Genomic DNA, 17,156 nt, shown 5'->3' with positions numbered 1-17,156 from the left:
TGTGGGAGGCGGGGAAGGTTCTATGATTTGGTAACAAAGCGTTCCATTGCCCTGGAGACATACCGCATGGCTGGTCAGAGCGTCGAAGGCGGGCTGCGCTTCGCCGTGCTCGGCCCCGTGCGCGCGTGGCGTGATCGCGAGGAGCTCGACCTGGGCACCCCGTTGCAGCGTTCCATCCTGGGCATGCTCCTGCTGCGGGAGGGACGGGCGGTCAGCCCGACGGAGCTCATCGACGCGGTGTGGGGCGAGGACGCGCCCCCGAGGGCGCTCGGCGCGCTGCGCACGTACGTCTCCCGGCTGCGCACCGTGCTCGAACCCGACCGGCCCGCCCGCTCCCGGCCCGAGATTCTCACCTCCGTCGGGCGCGGTTACGCGCTGCGCCTGACCGACGGGGCGCTCGACCTGACCCGCTTCGAGCGGGCCGTCCACGACGCCGAGGCGGCGCGCAAGGCCGGCCACCTCGCCGAGGCCGCCGCCGCGCTGCGGGCCGCGCTCGCCATGTTCGACGGCGAGCCGCTGACGGGCACCGTCGGCCCGTACGTCGAGCACCAGCGCGACCGGCTGGTCGAGCGCCGGATCGGCGTGGTCGAGACGCTCATGGACGTCGATCTCGAGCTCGGCGAGCACGCCGCGGTCGTGTCGGAGCTGATCGCGCTGACCGCCGAGCACCCGCTGCGCGAGCGGCTGCGGGCGCAGCTCATGCTCGCCTACTACCGGTGCGGCCGGCAGGGCGACGCGCTGGCCGTGTTCACCGAGACCCGCGAGGCGCTGATCGAGGAGCTGGGCATCGAGCCCGGTCCCGAGCTGTCGGCGCTGCACCAGCGCATCCTGGCAGCCGATCCGTCCCTCACCCTCGCGCCCGCGCCGGCCGCCCCCGCCCCGGTGGCGCCCGTCACGGTCACCGGGGCGGCACCGGAGCCGGCGGGCGGGGACGAGCCGGTCCACGAGCTGCCCCGCCCGGCGCAGCTCCCCGCCGCGGTCAACGACTTCACCGGGCGCAAGGAGATCGCCGTACGGCTGCGCGCGCTGCTGTCGGCGCAGTCCTCGGCGGAGGGCGTGCCCGTGGTCGCCATCTGCGGGATCGGCGGCGTCGGCAAGACCACGCTGGCCGTGCACGTGGCCCACGCCGCCGACGACCTGTTCCCCGACGGGCAGCTCTACGTCGACCTGCGCGGCTACACCGACGAGGCCACCGCGCCCGAGTCGGCGCTGCGGGCGTTCCTGCGGGCGCTCGGCGTCCCGCCCGACGTCATCCCCGAACGGCTCGCCGAGCGCTCGGCGCTGTTCCGGTCGCTGCTCGCCGACCGGCGCATCCTCGTGCTGCTGGACAACGCCCGTGACGCCGCGCAGGTGGGCCACCTGCTGCCGGGCTCGCCAGGCTGCGCGGCGATCGTCACCAGCCGGGTCAAGCTGGCCGACCTGCCCTCGGCCAGGCTCATCGACCTCGACGTGATGGAGCCCGACGAGGCCCTGTCGCTGTTCGCGGCGGTGGCCGGGCCGGAGCGGGTGGCGGCCGAGCACGGCGCCGCCATGGACGTGGTGGCGGCGTGCGGGTTCCTGCCGCTGGCCGTACGGATCGTGGCCGCCCGGCTGGCCGCGCGACCCTCGTGGACGGTGGAGTCGCTGGTGCCGCGGCTGGCCGACGAGCAGCGCCGCCTCGACGAGCTGCGGGTGGGCAACCTCGCGGTGGAGGCGACGTTCGCGCTGGGTTACGGGCAGCTCGACGCCGGCCAGCAGCGGGCGTTCCGGCTGCTGTCGCTGCCCAACGGCCCCGACATCTCCGCCGGCGCCGCCGCGGCCGTGCTGGCGATGAACGGGTTCGAGGCCGAGGACGTGCTGGAGTCGCTGGTCGACGCCAGCCTGCTGGAGGCTCCGGCGCCGGGCCGCTATCGCTTCCACGACCTGCTCAAGCTGTTCGCCCGGCGCACCATGGACAAGACCGAGCAGCCGCAGGCCCGCACGCCGGTGCTGCGGCGGCTGCTCGGCTACTACCTCTCCTCCGCCCAGTCGGCCCACCGGCTGGCCTACGAGGGCAGCTCCATCGCGGACAACCTGGTGGAGATCGGCAGCGGGCGCAGCTTCGGCGGCGCGGACGAGGCCGTCGCCTGGCTGATCGCCGAGGGCGACTCGCTGTTCGCGGCGATCAACCAGGCCGCCGCGGCCTCCCCCACGGCCGACCAGCTCCTGCCGGCCGCCGACCTGCTGGTGGCCATGGAGCCGCTGCTGGAGTCGGGTACCCACACGCGCGAGTTCGACCACGCCACCCGCGCCGTGCTCGCCGCCGCCCGCGGCATCGGCGACCAGGGCAGCGAGCTGCGCTCCCGCTACGTGCTGGGCCGGGTGCTGTTCGCGGGCAACCGGCTGACCGAGGCCGAGCAGCAGTTCAGGATCGTGCACGAGCTGTCGGTGACCCGCGGCGAGAAGGTCGTCACCGGCGAGGTGATGAACGCGCTGGCCGTGGTCGTGGGCAGGCAGCGCCGCCACACCGAGGCCCTGTCGTGGTTCGAGTCGGCCATGCGGCACTACCGCGACCACGGCATACCCGCCGGCGAGGCGCTCGTGCTCAGCTACTCCGCCCGCGACCATCTCGGCCTCGGCCGGCCCGCGGACGCCGTCGCCGCGGCCGAGCGGGGCCTGGAGATCTTCACCGAGCTCGGCAGCGGCGCCGGCACCGCGCGGGCCCGCTACCACCTCGGCATCGTGCTGTCGCGGGTCGGCCGGCTCACCGAGGCCGTCCATCACCACGCCGAGTGCCTGGCCTTCTTCCGGGCCGGCAAGCAGCGGGTGTGGGAGCAGCGGGTGTGCTCGCGGCTGGCGGAGACGTTCATCGCCGCCGAGCGCTACGCCGACGCCGTCCGGCACGCCGAGCAGGCTCTGCTGGTGTCGCGGAACATCGGCCACCCGTACGGCGAGGCGCTGTCGCTGACGGTCCTCGGCAAGGCGCTCAAGGGGCTCGGCAGCACCACGCGCAGCCTCGACTGCCTACGCCAGGCCTTCGACATCTTCTCCCGGCTCGGTGCTCCCGAGGCCGGGGACCTCGAGGTCCTCCTCGACGCCGCCCAGGTCGTCGAGTCCTGAATAGAGCGCGTCGTCCAGACGTGTCATCCACACATGGTTGATCAAGGCTGTCCTCTGCGGTCCTCGGCGCCTCCCGGCGGTGGTGCTGCCCGGCCGGCCGTCGTGACCGCCACGCGTCGCCAGGGGGCCCGGTTTTCCGGTTGCTCCACGTGACGGCTAGCCGCCTCACGTCGACGGCCGGCCGGGCTCTGACACGGGCCTCGAACCCCCCGGGTCCGTGTCGTGGTCCCCAGCATCCGCCGGAGGGCTTGACGTCGGATCAACAGCCGATTGCGCCACCGGTCACAGGTGGAAGTATCCCTCGGCGATGAGGGGGCGGACCGCGTCGGCGTTCGGGATGTCGCCGTTGCCGACCAGCTCGGCGATCACGTTGAGCAGCGGGCCGAGCGCCAGCTCGCCGTCGCACACCCCGGCCAGCGCGGCCTCGACCGTGCCGACCTCCCTGCTGCGGCGCAGGCCCGTGGTCTGACGGAGCACGATCCGCATCGGGTCCTCGGCGCCGGGCAGGCCGATGCGCTCGTCGAGCAGCCCGTCGGCCGTGCGCAGGCAGGCCGACGCGAGGTCCTCGACGCGGTGGGCGGCCGCGATAGAGTCGAGCACGTCGTCCACGTAGTCGCCCACGGGCAGCGTGACCTGGTGGGTGAGCCGCTCGACGCGGACCACCGGGTCGAGGGTCCCGGAGTTGCGCAGGGTGATCCAGCCGAAGCCGACCGCCTCCACCTTGCGCTGCTCGAACCAGGCCAGCCAGCGGTCGTAGTGCTCGGCGTAGCCGGGGGTGCCCTGCTCGGCGGCGTCCCTGAGCCACAACTCGACGTACTCGGCGGGGTCCTGCACGTCGCGTTCGACCACCCAGGCGTCGCAGCCGGTGTCGGCCAGCCAGCCGCCGACGCGGTCGCGCCAGTCCTCGCCCTCGACGTGCAGCCAGTTGGCCAGGAAGTGGGCCTGGCCGCCGGGGGCGAGGTGGCGGGGCGCCTGCCGGACGAGGTCGCGGCAGAAGGCGTCGCCGTCCTCGCCCGTCTCGCGGTAGGTCAGCTGCCCGCCGGGTGAGATGACGAACGGCGGGTTGGCGACGACGAGATCGAACAGCTCGTCGCGGACCGGCTCGAACATGGAGCCGACGCGGGCGTCCACCCCGCGCACGCCCGACAGCTCCCAGCTCAACCGGGCCAGCTCGACGGCGCGCGGGTTGAGGTCGGTGGCCACGATCTCCCCTGCCCGCCCCGCGAGGTGGAGCACCTGCACGCCGCAACCGGTGCCGAGGTCGAGCGCCCGTTCGACGGGGCGGCGGGTGACGAGCTGGGCGAGGTTGGCCGAGGCGCCGCCCGCGCCCACGACGTGGTCGGGACGCAGCGCCGGGTCGCCGGGGCGCACCTTGCGGTCGGAGACCACGTAGCCGCCCGTCTCCCACGGCTGGAGGTGCACGTCGGCGGTGACCCGCTCGCCTGCCACGGTCACCAGCCCCGACTCCAGCACGGCCGGGTCCAGCCACTCCCGGGGGACGGCCACGCCCAGCCACCACAACCGGATCAGCGCGTCGAGCGGCTCGCCCGCGGCCGTGGCGCGCAGGGCCGGGACCAGTTCCTCGCGGGCCAGGGCGGAGGCCGCCACGTCGCCCAGCCGGTCGCGGACGCCGTCCACCGTGTAGCCGGTTTCGTGCAGGTGATCGCGCAGTCCTTCCACGCACCCATCCTTTCACCGCTTACGCCCGCGCATGATCCCATACCTACGGTGATCGTACTGTTACCGATGAACCTGGCGATCTGTAAGCGGCTCGCAACCGGTCCGCGGTATCTCTGATGGACCCTGTCCGAGGGACGTGTTCTCGACGTCGGGACCTGTTCGAAGAGGAGCGGCCCCATGCTCATCCCGTGCCTGGCCTGTGAGTCCCGGTTCGTGCCCGACGAGTACTTCCGCGCCTGCTCGGCCTACAACCGTGGCCTCGACCTCGTGCTGTGGACCTGTCCGCGCTGCGGCAACCACGACGAGGTGCGGGTGCTGCCCGGCGAGCTGGGCTTCGGCTACACGCGCCGGGGCCGCTTCGCCGTCCACGACCGGGTGCGCGTGCCCGGCCTGCGCCGCCACCGGGCCGACCTGCGGCTCGACATCTCCCTCGACAAGGCGAGCTGGCGGGTGCACAGCCGCGTCCGCCAGCTCGCCTAGCCGCCGTCGCGACCGCGCCCGGTTCGCCCCGTCAGTCGGCGTGCCGGCGGAGGCTCTGCCAGGCGGCCTCGCCCAGCCCCTTGATCTCCTCGTCGGTGGGCGTGTGCGCCCCGGCGAACCACAGGCGGCACATCTCCTGTGCGGGCCCGAGCCACAGGACGTAGCACATGGTCGGGTGCACCTGCCGGAGCAGGCCGTTGTCCATGTGCGGCCGCCACCAGTCGGACACCCGGCGGAAGAACGCGCGGCGCGCCTCGGCCACCTCGGCGCCGCCCGGCTCGTGCTTGCGCGGCGGCCGCTCGCTGATCAGCAGCCTGGCGCGCTCGGGGTGCTCGCCGGCCCAGCGCATGTGCAGGGCGACGACGGCCTCGATCCCGTCGCGGGCCGACTCGTGGCTCTCCAGCTCGGCGAGGAACGCCTCCTGGTAGGCCGTGAGGATCTCGGCGTACAGCACGCCGAAGACGTGGTCCTTGCCGGTGAAGTGGTGGTAGAAGCTGCCGACGCTGACGCCGCTCTCCTTGCGGAGGTCGCTCAGCGTGGTGGCCGAGACCCCGTCCTGGCTGAATCGGCGCAGGGCCCCCTCGATGATGCGGGTCCGCCCGTCACGTCCGTTTCTGGCGCTCTTCACACTGTCAATGGTGAGGCAGCAGAACGTTGTTCCGCAAATAGCGCCGTCCGGTCGATCATAGCGGTCACCTCCACCGTCCCGGAGACGACCCTCATCGTGGCGTCGGGCCACAGGCGGCGGACCAGGCTCAGGGCCCGCCGGTTGTCGCCCATGACGTCCATGCCGACCGTCGTGGCGCCCCGCCGGGCGGCGCGGAGGAGGAGCGCGCCCACCAGGCGCGGCCCGAGCCCGTGACCCTGCCACCGGTCGGTCACCACCACGGCGATCTCCACGTCGGCGGCGGCGCCGCGATAGCTCATGGCATGGCCGATGATCTCGCCGTCGAGTGTGGCGACCAGGACGTCGCGGCGCTCGTCCACGGCGAGGAGCGCGCGGACCAGGCTCGCGGCCGGACGGCTGAACCCGGTGAAGAAGCGCAGCGTCCGCGTGTGCAGGGACAGTCCGGCCAGGAAGCACCTGATGCGCTCGTCGTCGTCGGACCGGGCCGGCCGGATCTGAGTTCCTTGCATGGACTCAGCTTGCCCCGACAGGCTGAGTCTGTCAACCGAACTCAGGTATGATAGGGCTCATGAACGTGCCCTTCCGGGTCACCAACTGCTCGATCGAGCGCACCCTCAACGTCGTCGGGGAGAAGTGGACGTTCCTCGTGCTCCGCGAGGCGTTCAGCGGCGTGCGCCGGTTCGCCGACATGCAGGCCAACACCGGCGCCCCCCGCCAGGTGCTCAGCGCCCGCCTGGCCCGGCTGGTGGACGAGGGCCTGCTGCGCAAGGAGCCCTACCGCGAGCCCGGCCAGCGCCAGCGCGACGAGTACCGGCTCACCGACAAAGGGCGCGACCTGTACCCCCTCCTGGTCGCGCTCATGCACTGGGGCGACAGATACCTGGCCGGCGAGGACGGGCCTCCGGTGCTGCTCACCCACCGCGACTGCGGCGCGCCGATCGAGCAGCACTTCCGGTGCGCCGAGGGCCACGAGGTGGCCGGGCCCCAGGAAGTGACCGCCCTGCCCGGCTCAGGCTCCGCGCTGAAGAGCGCGTAGGCAGCGCCGGAAGTCACCCAGGGTCAGCAGCGCGGCACCCGTCAGCAGCACGGCCACCGCCGACGTCCGCACGACGAGGTACGTCTCGATCGGCTGGCTGAGCAGCAGCCACAGGCTCAGCGTGGCGTTGCCGAGCTGGGCGCACCCCCAGGCCAGCGACTGGCGCGCGAAGAAGCGCCGCATCACCGGCCGCTCCATGACGTCCTCGGGCAGCGGCACCAGGTCCTCCGCCATCCGCCGCGCGAGCGGCCTGCGCACCCGCGCCGTCCCGAGGAACGCCGCGCTGGCGCAGAACACGCCCAGCGTCGGCTGCAGGAAGAACAGCAGCGGGCTGCCCGTCAGCAACGCCAGCGCCGCCCGTACCGTCACCATGAGCGCGGCCAGCAGCACCCCGCCGGGCACCCGCCGCCCCCTGGCCAGCCTGACCAGCACTCCCCCGTACACCCAGGCGACGGCCGCGCCGACGCCGCCCGCCGGCCCGGCGGCGAGCAGCCCCGCGTAGAAGACCGCGACCGGCAGGATCATGCTCTCGACGACCCGCGGCACGGCATGCCGCACCAGGGCGGCGAGCCGGGGCAGCTCGAACACGTGCCCCTCGGGGGGCGCGGCAAGCACGGTCATGGAGCTCTTCGAGGGCCTCTCGACGGGCAGGGGGTCTGCGCGAGGCCTGGGGAGAGGCTCACGTCACGGTTTCCGACCGTACGCGATGAACGGCTTCCTGGTAAGGGTTTCGACCAGATTGCGATTTGATCACGCCGTCGGCACCGCCGCAGGTCCAGGAGGCGCGTAAGGGAGCACCTGGTGCGGTGCCTACCCTGGAAGGGTGTACCGGTTCCTCCTCACGCCCCGCTGGATCGCGCTGCATGTCGTGGTCCTGCTCGTGATCCCCGCCTTCGTCCTGCTGGGGCAGTGGCAGTTCGGGCGTTTCGAGGAGAGGTCGGCCAACAGCGAGCGGGTCACCGCCAACCTGGCCGCCCCTCCGGTGCCCGTGGAGAGCCTGGCCGGGCCGGCGGTCAAGGAGGACGACCGCTACCGGGCCGTGACGGCCTCGGGCAGCTACGACGCCGCACAGGGGCTGCTGGTGCGCCGCAGGCCCCAGGAGGGCCGGCCCGGGTTCTACGTGCTGACGCCGCTGGTGCTGGCCGACGGGCGGGCCGTGCTCGTCAACCGCGGCTGGGTCAAGGCCGGCGCCACCGCCGACACCCCGCCCGAGGTGCCCCCGCCGCCCACAGGTCAGGTAACTGTCACCGGCCGGCTACGGCTGAGCGAGACCGAGGAGTCGAGCGGCATCCGGGAGCGCCCGGGCCTGCCCGCCGGTCAGGTGCTGCTGATCGACCTCGACGCCATCGGCAAGCGCCTGCCGTACGAGCTGCTGGGCGGCTACGTCGACCTCACCGAGCAGCGGCCGGGCGGCGGCCCGGCGCCCGAGCCCGTGCCGGCGCCCGACGTGGGCGCGGGAGGCGGGCTCAACCTCGCCTACGGCGTGCAGTGGTGGCTGTTCATCGGCGTGGCCGTCGGCGGCTGGGCCCTGCTGATCCGGCGCGAGGCGGCCGACCGCCGGGCCGGGGCCGCTCGGCCGGACGGCGGTGAGGCCGGGGAGCCGGAGGAGACGTCCGCGCACACCGGCTGACTACATCGATCACGATGGGGTAGGAAGCGGCGGGGTCCGCACGAGCAGCATCCTCGTCACCGCGGACCCCGATGGCCCGGGGTCGCCCGCCATCCCCCTCCCGGCGACCCCGGGTCCGCAAGACCACGGGGATCTGCGTCACAGGGATATCCAACGGAGACGTCGCAGCTTGTTCGACGTTATCCCGCCGTCGTACGGTTACCTGCGTGACTACGCCGCTGCTCCCCGACCCCGATCCGAGGCGGCGCGACTATGTGATCATCTCCGCCGACGATCACCTGATCGAGCCGCCGGACCTCTTCGAGGGCCGGCTACCGGAGAAATACGCCGACGTCGCGCCCAAGGTCGTGGAGACGGAGGCCGGTCACCAGGTGTGGCGCTACGGCGGGGCGACCTACCCGTGCGCGGCCATGGACGTGGGCGCCGGGCTGCCACGCGAGCAGCGCACCCTGGAGCCGATCCGCTTCGAGCACATGCGCCCCGGCTGCCACGACATCGAGGCCCGCGTCGAGGACATGGACCTGGCCGGCATCTGGGCCGCGCTCTGCTTCCCCGGCATGCTCGCCGGGCAGGCCGGCATGCCGTTCGCCAGGACCCGCGACCAGGACCTCGGGCTGGCCCTGGTCAAGGCGTGGAACGACTGGCACATCGAGGTCTGGGCCGGCACCTATCCCGAGCGCATCATCGGGCTGCAACTCCCCTGGCTGCCCGACCCCGACGTCGCCGCCAAGGAGATCCGGGCCAACGCCGCCCGCGGGTTCAAGGCCGTGGTGTTCCCCGAGTTCCCGACCCGGGTGCGGCTGCCGTCGATCCACAGCGGCCACTGGGACCCGTTCTTCGCCGCCTGCGAGGAGACGGGCACGGTCGTGGCCCTGCACACCGGCGCGTCGAGCTGGGCGCCGGTGCCCTCGCCCGACACGCCCATCGAGGCGATCACCACCCTGATCCCGACGAGCGCCATGTTCGCCTGCGCCGACTGGCTCTGGTCGGGCGTGCCGCTGCGCTTCCCCAACCTGCGCATCCTCATCGTCGAGGGCGGGGTGGGCTGGCTGCCGCTGCTGGCGGAGCGGGCCGACTACGCGCTCGACCACCCGGTGGCGGGCGACGCGACGTGGGACGGCGGGCTCAAGCCCAGCGAGGTGCTGCGCCGCAACTTCTTCTTCGGCACGCTCGACGACCACGCCCTGTCGGGCGTGCGCCTGGCGGTCGGCCTCGACCATGTGCTCCAGGAGAGCGGCTATCCGCACTCCGACTCGACCTGGCCCGACACGCAGCAGGCGGTGGCCCGCAACCTCGGCGCGCTGCCGCCCGCCGACATCGCCCGGGTCGCCTACGGCAACGCCGCCCGCCTCTTCGGCCACCCGCTGCCCTCGCGGGCGTGGCTGCGGATGGAGGAGATCTAACCCTCCAGGCTGCCCTGGACGACCCGGCGCTCGTGGTCGAGGTAGCGCCCGCTCTCGCCCAGCAGCGACCCCAGGAGCCAGAGGAAGACCCCGAAGTCGTCGGCCACGCCGATCAGGACGAGGAAGTCGGGCACCACGTCGATCGGCGAGACCAGGTAGACCACGCCGAGCCCCATCAGGGCCAGCTTGCCCTTGCCCATCTCGCCGTACTCGCCGCGCATCACGGCTCCGATCAGGCGCGGGATCGCCCGCACCCGCGCCATCAGTCCCGGCGTGCCGGGCTTGGTCACGTCCTGGTACGTCCGCCAGGCCGCCGCCGCGCGTGCTGCCTTCGCCTTCATGCCCACCCCCATACCCTCGCCTCTCACGACATAACGTGTTCGGTCAACGGTTGGTTCCGCACGGGTCAGCCCAGGGCCGGATGGGTGAACGGCCGCGCCACCTCGATCCGCGCGGCGACGCGGACGAGCAGGTCCTCCCGGCCTGCGGCGGCCACGAGCTGGACGCCCACCGGCAGTCCCGACCGCGACACGTGCAACGGCAGGGAGACGGCCGGCTGGCCGGTGGCGTTCACCGGCGAGGTGTAGGCCACCACGTGCGCCGTCCGCCCGCCCGCGACGCTGAGGTCGTGCGGCGGGATCCAGCCCAGCTCGAACGGCGCGACGCCCAGCGACGGCGCCAGCAGCAGGTCGTACCCGGACTCCCACCAGGCGGCCATCCGCCTGCGGAAGGCGTCGATCCACTGGACGTCCCGGATGTGCTCGGCCGCGCTGTGCGCCCGTCCGGCGCGCACCAGCTCGGCGTTGCGCGGCTCCAGCTCCTCCAGCGCGACCGGACGCCCGCGCCAGGAGCCGATGTTGTCGATCTCGGCGGCCATGTTGTTCGCCACGACCGCGCCGAACCGGCGCGGGAAGGCCGCGTCGCCGAGCGCCTCCGGGAACGACGGGCTCACGTCGTGGCCGAGCGCCTCCAGCAGTACCGCGGCGCGCGTCACGGCCGCCACGACCTCGGGGTCCTCGGGCACATCGCCTCTCGGGTGGCGGGTGACGAACCCGACGCGGAGCCGTCCCGGATCCGCCCCCACCTCGCCGGCCAGCGGTCCCGGCAGCGCGGGCGCGTCGTACGGGTCGCCGGGCCGGAACCCGGCGACCAGGTCGAGAGCCGCCGCCGTGTCGCGCACGGTCCGGGTGAGGAACCCGGGGCAGGAGAAGCCGCTCCACCCCTCGCCCCCGTCGGGGCCGAGGCTGACCCGGCCCCTGGTCGGCTTGAGCCCCACCAGCCCGCACAGCGACGCGGGGATGCGGATGGACCCGCCGCCGTCGCTGGCCGTGGCGACGGCCGCCATCCCGGCCGCGACCGCCGCCGCCGAACCGCCGCTGGACCCGCCCGGCGAGTGGCCCGGCTCGTACGGGTTGCGGGTGGGCCCGAAGGCCACCGGCTCGGTGGTGACCGTGCTGCCGAGCTCGGGGGTGTTGGTCCGGCCCAGCACCACGAACCCGGCCGCCCGCAGCCGGGCGACGCCGTACCCGTCGCGCTCGACCCGCAGCCCGTCGAGGACGTGGGAGCCCGCGCTGTACGGCTCGCCGGCCTGCCGCCAGCCGAGGTCCTTGAGCAGGATCGGGACGCCGCGGAACGGCGCCCCCGCCGGGATGTCGTCCGCCTCGGCCAGCGCCCGCTCGAACCTGCGGTGGACGACCGCGTTCAGCTCGCCGTCGCGCGCCTCGATCCGGGCTATCGCCGCCTCCACGAGTTCGCGCGGCGACACCTGCCCGTCACGCACGGCCCGCGCCTGCCCGACCGCGTCCATCCGCAGCACGTCGTCCACGCCCGCTCCCCTCACCCGGTCACACCCACCACCCTGCACTCTCCTTCAGCACGTCGTCCGGAGCCGGCACGTCGCCCGAGCCGGCACGTCGCCCCGAGCCGGCACGTCGCCCCGAGCCGGCACGTCGCTCTCAGGCGCCCGGAGCGAGCGCCCGGACGGCCTCGGCGATCGGCACCTCACCGCCGGCCACGGGCGCGAGCACCGGCGTGTCGAGCCCGTTGGCGACGTACTCCCCGATCCTCGCCCGGCAGGCCGCCGCGTCGCCGTGGACGACCAGCGCGTCCACCACCTCGTCCGGGATGGCGCGCAGCGCCGCCTGCCGGTCGCCGGCCGCCCACGCCTCGTGCATCGGCCGCAGCACCTCGCCCCGTCCGAGCCAGTCGTGGAAGGCCGCGTACACCGGCACGGTCAGGTACGCCGCCAGCATGCGGCGGGCCAGCGCACGCACCCGTTCGGCGTCCTCGCTGACGCAGACGAACAGGCGGGCGATCAGCTCCGTGTCCGGCCCGATCTCCGCCCGCACCGTGCGCACGTCGTCCGGCGACAGCCAGTTGGTGATCGCCCCGTCCGCCTCCTCGGCCGCCAGGCGCAGCATCCGGGGGCGCAGCGCGGCCAGCACGATCTTCGGGGGGACCTCCGGCGCCCGTTCCAGCCGGAACCCGTCGACCTCGAACGTCTCGTACTTCTCCGACACCTTCTCGCCCGCCAGCGCCCTGCGCAGGAAGCGCAGCGTGTCGCGGGTCCGCGCGTACGGCCTGGTGAACGTGCCCGCGTTCCAGCGCTCGACGATCGCGGGCGACGACGAGCCGATCCCCAGCGTGAACCGGCCGGGAGCCAGGTCGGCCAGCGTGGCCGCCGACATCGCCAGCAGGCCGGGCCCGCGCGTCGAGACGGGCACGATCGCGCTGCCCAGCCGCAGCCCCGGTGCCCACTGCGCGGCCAGGGCCAGCGGCACGAAGCCGTCCACGCCGCTGACCTCGGCCGACCAGACGTCGGTGTACCCCAGCTCCGGCAGTTGCTCGACGAGTTCGCGCGAGCGGGCGAGCGAGCGGTCCTGGAAGGGGATCGTCATGCCCCAGTTCTGCGTCATGCGGCCTCCGTCTCGGCATCGGTACGGGGACCATACCAACCGGACGGTATGGGAGGTTGGGGGGCGCTACGCGCGCAGCTCGTGCACCGCCGCGATGAAGTCCTTGGTGATCCCGCGCAGCCCCGGCAGGTGCGACAGGCCGACCAGCCGGTCCACCAGCGGGACCGTGACGTCGATCAGCCGGTGCGTCCGCTCGCAGCCGGGCGAGGTGTCGTGCACCCAGAACAGCACCATGCCCATCGACAGCAGCCACAGCAGCTCGGGCAGCTCCTCGCGCAGCTCGGCGTTCATCCGGTCGGCGGAGCCCTCGACCACCTGCCGGTAGATGGCGATCGACGCCTCGCGCGCGGGCGAGCTCTGCGCGCTGAACGGGCTGAGCGGGTTGGTCGGCTCGGCCGCGTGCTTGAAGAACTTCACCGCGAACTCGTGGTACGGCTCGGAGACACGCACCCACTCACGCAGCACGCCGCTGAGCCGGGCGGCGAACGACGTCTCCTTGGCGAGCAGCTCGCGGCAGGCGGCCTCGTGCTCCGCCTGGGCGCGGTCGTAGTACGCCTGGATCAACGCCTCCTTGCCCGCGAAGTAGTAGTAGGCGTTGCCCACGGATACCCCGGCCTCGGCGGCGATGGCGCGCATGGTCGTCGCCTCGAAGCCACGCTCCCGGAACAGTCGCAAGGCCGTCTCGACGATGACCTCTCTGGTGCTCTCCGATCCTCGGTTTCGGGCTTCGGACACGTTCGTCACTTTACGGCTTCAAACGGCGTTAGGTCATGGAGCCGCACGGTGATCGCCGCCACAGGGCAAAAATAGCCCTGGGACGGGGGTCAACCGGTGTGAAGCATGGGATTGATGTTTTCAGGCGGAAGGGCTATTTCCGCGAAAAGGCATCGACATGTGGATACGTGGAACCGCTCGGCCCCTGGTGGCCATGCTCCTCGGCATTGAGATCTCCATAATCGCGCTGGCGCCGGCCGCCTCGGCCGCTCCCATGGCACCCGACCGGGAGCTGCGGCCGACGCCACGAATAATCACTCGGACGTACCACCTCGCGGAGCCCGTCCAGGTCTCCCACCGGTACGTCCTCCGGCACCCGCGCGTCGCGCAGGACCGGCACGCCGCCGGGCACCGGGGCGTCGCCGATCCCTGGCACGTCCACCTGCACGGCGACGGCAGGCACCGCAAGGCCGGCGGCAGGCGGGCGGGCGCCGGTCCGGCGACCGCCCACCATACGCTCCCCCTGCTCGACCTCGGGCGCGTCAAGCACCGCAGCGCGACCGTGCGCATGTCGCACGACCACGCGGCGACATACCTGCTCGGCGCCGGCCTGCGCTACCGGTCCAGCGGCCGGTGCACCGACCGGCACGTGCCCACCTGCACGTCGCTGGACTCCGTCCGGACGGGCACCATCGCCCGGATCATCGCACTCAAGCACGCCAGCGACTGCCCGATCATGGTCACCGGCGGCACCGAGGTCGGCCACGCCCCCGGCCGCTTCAGCCACGGCGAGGGCTACAAGCTCGACATCTCGCACAACGCCTGCATCGACAGGTACATCGCCCAGCACAGCGAACCGCACGGCGTCCGCGGCGACGGCGCCCGCCTCTACCGCGCGCCCTCCGGCACCGTCTACGCCGACGAGTCCGACCACTGGGACATCATGTTCAGGTAGCGGCTTCCGCCGTACCGGTCCCGCCCCGCCGCGTTTCACCACCCCGAAACCCGGCTCCACCGCGCCCGGCACCACCGTGCCCGAAGCAGGCGCGCCCATGACCACCGCGCCCATGACCACCGCGCCCGGAACCACTGGGCCCGGAACCACCGGGCCGGGGCAGGCGCGGCCGGAATCACCGTGGTCGGAACCGCCGTCGCACGGACCAGGCGTGCCCGGACATCCCGGGCTCGGACCACCGGCCGCGCACAGCGAAGTCCCGCCGGACCGTCAGGCCCGGCGGGACCCGAAACGTGCTAGCCCTCGGCCAGCTCGGCCGCGACCAGCTCCGCGATCTCCGCGGCGTTGAGCGCGGCACCCTTGCGGAGGTTGTCGCCGCACACGAACAGGTCGAGCGTGTGGGGGAAGTCGACCGCCTGCCGGACCCGGCCCACGTAGGTCGGGTCGGTGCCCACCACGTCGATCGGCGTCGGGAAGACGCCGTTGGCCGGGTCGTCCATGAGCACCACCGTCGGCGCGGCCTGGAGCACCCGGTGGGCGTCGGCCACGGTGATCTCCCGTTCGAAGCGGGCATGCACGGCCAGCGAGTGCGTCGTGACGACCGGCACCCGGACGCAGGTCGCGGAGACCTTCAGGTCGGGGATGCCGAGGATCTTGCGCGACTCGTTGCGCAGCTTCAGCTCCTCGGACGCCCAGCCGCCGTCCTTGTACGAGCCCGCCCACGGCACCACGTTGAACGCGATCGGCGCCGGGAACGGCGAGTCGTCGGGCAGCTTGTTGGCCAGCGCCTTGCGCACGTCACCGGCCACCTGGCCGACGGAGCGGTCACCGGCGAGCGCCTCGACCTCGTCGTACAGCCGGGCCGAGCCGGCCACGCCGGCGCCCGACACCGCCTGGTAGGAGGCGACGACGAGCTCCTTGAGCGTGTACTCGGCGTGCAGCGCGCCCATCGCCGCCATCATCGACAGCGTCGTGCAGTTGGGCGTGGAGATGATGTTGCGCGGGCGGCGGCGCGCGTCGAGCGGGTTGACCTCCGGCACGACCAGCGGCACGTCGGGGTCCATGCGGAACGTGCCCGACTTGTCGATCGCGATCGCGCCGCGTTCGGCGGCGATCGGCACCCACACGGCCGACACCTCGTCGGGCACGTCGAAGATGGCGATGTCGATGCCGTCGAACACCTCGGGCGCGAGCGCCTGCACGACGACGTCCTCGCCGCGCACCTTCAGCACCTTGCCCGCCGAGCGGGGCGAGGCCACGAGGCGGATCTCGCCCCAGACGTCAGCGCGGCCGGAGACGATGTCACGCATGACGGTGCCCACGGCACCGGTGGCGCCGATCAGCGCGAGATTGGGCCTGCTCATCGTCCGGAACCTCCATACACCACGGCTTCGACCTGGTCGGCGTCGAGATCGAAGGCACGGTGCGCGGCCGCCACGGCCGCGTCGACGCCGTCCTGCCCGACGATCACCGAGATGCGGATCTCCGAGGTGGAGATCATCTCGATGTTGACCCCCGCGTCGGCGAGGGCGGCGAAGAACGTCGCCGTGACGCCGGGGTGGGAGCGCATGCCCGCGCCGATCAGCGACACCTTGCCGATCTGGTCGTCGAAGAGCAGCGACTCGTAACCGATCTCGCCCTGGATCTTCTTCAGCGCCGCGAGCGCGGTCGAGCTGTCAGCCGTCGGCAGCGTGAAGGAGATGTCCGTGCGGCCGGTGGCCGCGGCCGAGACGTTCTGCACGATCATGTCAATGTTGATCTCGGCGTCCGCCAGAGTTTTGAAGATCGCGGCAGCCTCTCCGACCTTGTCGGGGACCCCGACAACGGTGATCTTGGCCTCGCTCCGGTCGTGCGCGACGCCGGAGATGATCGGCTGCTCCATCTCGGTTCCTTCGGTGTAAGGGTCGGAGACGACCCACGTGCCTTCCTTGGTGCTGAACGAGCTGCGTACGTGAATCGGCAGGTCGAATCGGCGAGCATACTCGACGCATCGCAGGTGCAGGATCTTCGCGCCGCAGGCCGCCATCTCCATCATCTCGTCGTAGGAGATGCGGGGGATCTTGCGGGCGGCCGGCACGATGCGCGGGTCGGCGGTGAAGACGCCGTCGACGTCGGTGTAGATCTCGCAGACGTCGGCCTCCAGAGCCGCCGCCAGCGCCACCGCCGTCGTGTCGGAACCGCCCCGGCCCAGCGTGGTGATGTCCTTGGTGTCCTGCGAGACGCCCTGGAACCCGGCCACGATCGCGATGCTCCCGAGGTCGAGCGCCTCACGGATGCGGCTCGGCGTCACGTCGATGATGCGCGCCTTGCCGTGCGTGGAGTCGGTGATCACACCGGCCTGCGAGCCGGTGAACGAGCGCGCCTCGTGGCCGAGATTGGCGATCGCCATCGCCAGCAGCGCCATCGAGATGCGCTCACCCGAGGTCAGCAGCATGTCGAGCTCGCGGCCCGGAGGCAGCGGCGACACCTGCTCGGCCAGGTCGAGCAGCTCGTCGGTCGTGTCGCCCATCGCGGAGACGATCACGACCACGTCGTTGCCGGCTTTTTTCGTCGCGACGATCCGCTGCGCGACCCGCTTGATGCAGGACGCGTCGGCGACGGACGAACCACCGTACTTTTGCACAACGAGCGCCACGA

At 72.7% G+C, this 17,156-nt stretch carries 16 protein-coding genes; 6 read left to right on the top strand and 10 right to left on the bottom strand.

From position 1 onward, the window contains the following. The first annotated feature begins 66 nt into the window (after positions 1-66). Entirely contained in the window at positions 67-3,078 is a 3,012-nt protein-coding gene (locus CXR44_RS20150; protein ID WP_101787613.1) for an AfsR/SARP family transcriptional regulator, read from the top strand. A 282-nt stretch (positions 3,079-3,360) separates the two neighbouring features. Here CXR44_RS20150 and CXR44_RS20145 read toward each other — a convergent pair whose 3' ends face one another. Further along, a complete protein-coding gene (locus CXR44_RS20145) occupies positions 3,361-4,758 on the bottom strand; it encodes a DUF7059 domain-containing protein (protein ID WP_101787612.1) in 1,398 nt (465 codons plus the stop codon). A 177-nt stretch (positions 4,759-4,935) separates the two neighbouring features. Between CXR44_RS20145 and CXR44_RS20140 the strand changes: the two genes are divergently transcribed. Further along, positions 4,936-5,238 (top strand): hypothetical protein, encoded by a 303-nt coding sequence (locus tag CXR44_RS20140; RefSeq protein ID WP_101787611.1) that lies wholly within the window; start codon positions 4,936-4,938, stop codon positions 5,236-5,238. Positions 5,239-5,269: 31 nt separating this feature from the next. On the opposite strand, the gene CXR44_RS20135 is transcribed toward CXR44_RS20140, so the two are convergent. Then, positions 5,270-5,866: a TetR/AcrR family transcriptional regulator gene (locus CXR44_RS20135; RefSeq protein WP_101787610.1), complete on the bottom strand. Its 597-nt coding sequence runs from the start codon at positions 5,864-5,866 to the stop codon at positions 5,270-5,272. Then, positions 5,863-6,375: a GNAT family N-acetyltransferase gene (locus CXR44_RS20130; RefSeq protein WP_101787609.1), complete on the bottom strand. Its 513-nt coding sequence runs from the start codon at positions 6,373-6,375 to the stop codon at positions 5,863-5,865. The genes CXR44_RS20135 and CXR44_RS20130 overlap by 4 nt, the downstream gene beginning before the upstream one ends. A 59-nt stretch (positions 6,376-6,434) precedes the next feature. Here CXR44_RS20130 and CXR44_RS20125 point away from each other — a divergent pair, with 59 nt between their 5' ends. After that, a complete protein-coding gene (locus CXR44_RS20125) occupies positions 6,435-6,902 on the top strand; it encodes a winged helix-turn-helix transcriptional regulator (RefSeq protein WP_101787608.1) in 468 nt (155 codons plus the stop codon). On the opposite strand, the gene CXR44_RS39545 is transcribed toward CXR44_RS20125, so the two are convergent. Further along, the gene (locus tag CXR44_RS39545) at positions 6,876-7,523 is read right to left on the bottom strand and encodes a VC0807 family protein (RefSeq protein WP_101787607.1); all 648 of its coding nucleotides are present in this window, start codon (positions 7,521-7,523) and stop codon (positions 6,876-6,878) included. The two genes, CXR44_RS20125 and CXR44_RS39545, sit on opposite strands and share 27 nt — an antisense overlap. A 202-nt stretch (positions 7,524-7,725) precedes the next feature. Here CXR44_RS39545 and CXR44_RS20115 point away from each other — a divergent pair, with 202 nt between their 5' ends. Together CXR44_RS20115 and CXR44_RS20110 are read left to right on the top strand one after the other, a co-directional pair. Beyond that, positions 7,726-8,532, top strand: a complete 807-nt coding sequence (locus CXR44_RS20115) for an SURF1 family cytochrome oxidase biogenesis protein (protein ID WP_101787606.1) — start codon at positions 7,726-7,728, stop codon at positions 8,530-8,532. Between the two features lie 206 nt (positions 8,533-8,738). Beyond that, positions 8,739-9,935: an amidohydrolase family protein gene (locus CXR44_RS20110; protein ID WP_101787605.1), complete on the top strand. Its 1,197-nt coding sequence runs from the start codon at positions 8,739-8,741 to the stop codon at positions 9,933-9,935. Here the strand turns inward: CXR44_RS20110 and CXR44_RS20105 are convergent. The 4 genes from CXR44_RS20105 to CXR44_RS20090 form a co-directional block, all read right to left on the bottom strand. Then, entirely contained in the window at positions 9,932-10,276 is a 345-nt protein-coding gene (locus CXR44_RS20105) for a YkvA family protein (protein ID WP_101787727.1), read from the bottom strand. The genes CXR44_RS20110 and CXR44_RS20105 overlap by 4 nt on opposite strands. Before the next feature lie 65 nt (positions 10,277-10,341). Beyond that, positions 10,342-11,760, bottom strand: a complete 1,419-nt coding sequence (locus CXR44_RS20100) for an amidase (protein WP_219601923.1) — start codon at positions 11,758-11,760, stop codon at positions 10,342-10,344. 130 nt (positions 11,761-11,890) lie between these two features. Beyond that, positions 11,891-12,850: an LLM class F420-dependent oxidoreductase gene (locus tag CXR44_RS20095; protein ID WP_101787604.1), complete on the bottom strand. Its 960-nt coding sequence runs from the start codon at positions 12,848-12,850 to the stop codon at positions 11,891-11,893. 66 nt (positions 12,851-12,916) lie between these two features. After that, complete coding sequence (locus tag CXR44_RS20090; RefSeq protein ID WP_101787725.1) at positions 12,917-13,585, bottom strand: TetR/AcrR family transcriptional regulator; 669 nt, start codon at positions 13,583-13,585, stop codon at positions 12,917-12,919. Positions 13,586-13,778: 193 nt separating this feature from the next. On the opposite strand from CXR44_RS20090, the gene CXR44_RS20085 reads away from it, so the two are divergent. Next, entirely contained in the window at positions 13,779-14,519 is a 741-nt protein-coding gene (locus CXR44_RS20085; RefSeq protein ID WP_144070022.1) for a hypothetical protein, read from the top strand. 296 nt (positions 14,520-14,815) lie between these two features. Here the strand turns inward: CXR44_RS20085 and CXR44_RS20080 are convergent, their stop codons facing one another. Continuing rightward, positions 14,816-15,883, bottom strand: coding sequence for an aspartate-semialdehyde dehydrogenase (locus CXR44_RS20080; protein WP_101787602.1), 1,068 nt, complete (start codon positions 15,881-15,883; stop codon positions 14,816-14,818). After that, positions 15,880-17,154 carry an aspartate kinase gene (locus CXR44_RS20075; protein ID WP_101787601.1) on the bottom strand — a complete coding sequence of 425 codons (1,275 nt, stop codon included), beginning with the start codon at positions 17,152-17,154 and terminating at the stop codon, positions 15,880-15,882. The genes CXR44_RS20080 and CXR44_RS20075 overlap by 4 nt, the downstream gene beginning before the upstream one ends. Positions 17,155-17,156: the final 2 nt, after the last annotated feature.

It is taken from the genome of Nonomuraea indica, assembly GCF_002850745.1.
GTDB classification, from domain to species: domain Bacteria; phylum Actinomycetota; class Actinomycetes; order Streptosporangiales; family Streptosporangiaceae; genus Nonomuraea; species Nonomuraea indica.
Note: the sequence above shows the minus strand (reverse complement) of the source record. Positions and strands in the feature narration are given on the sequence as shown.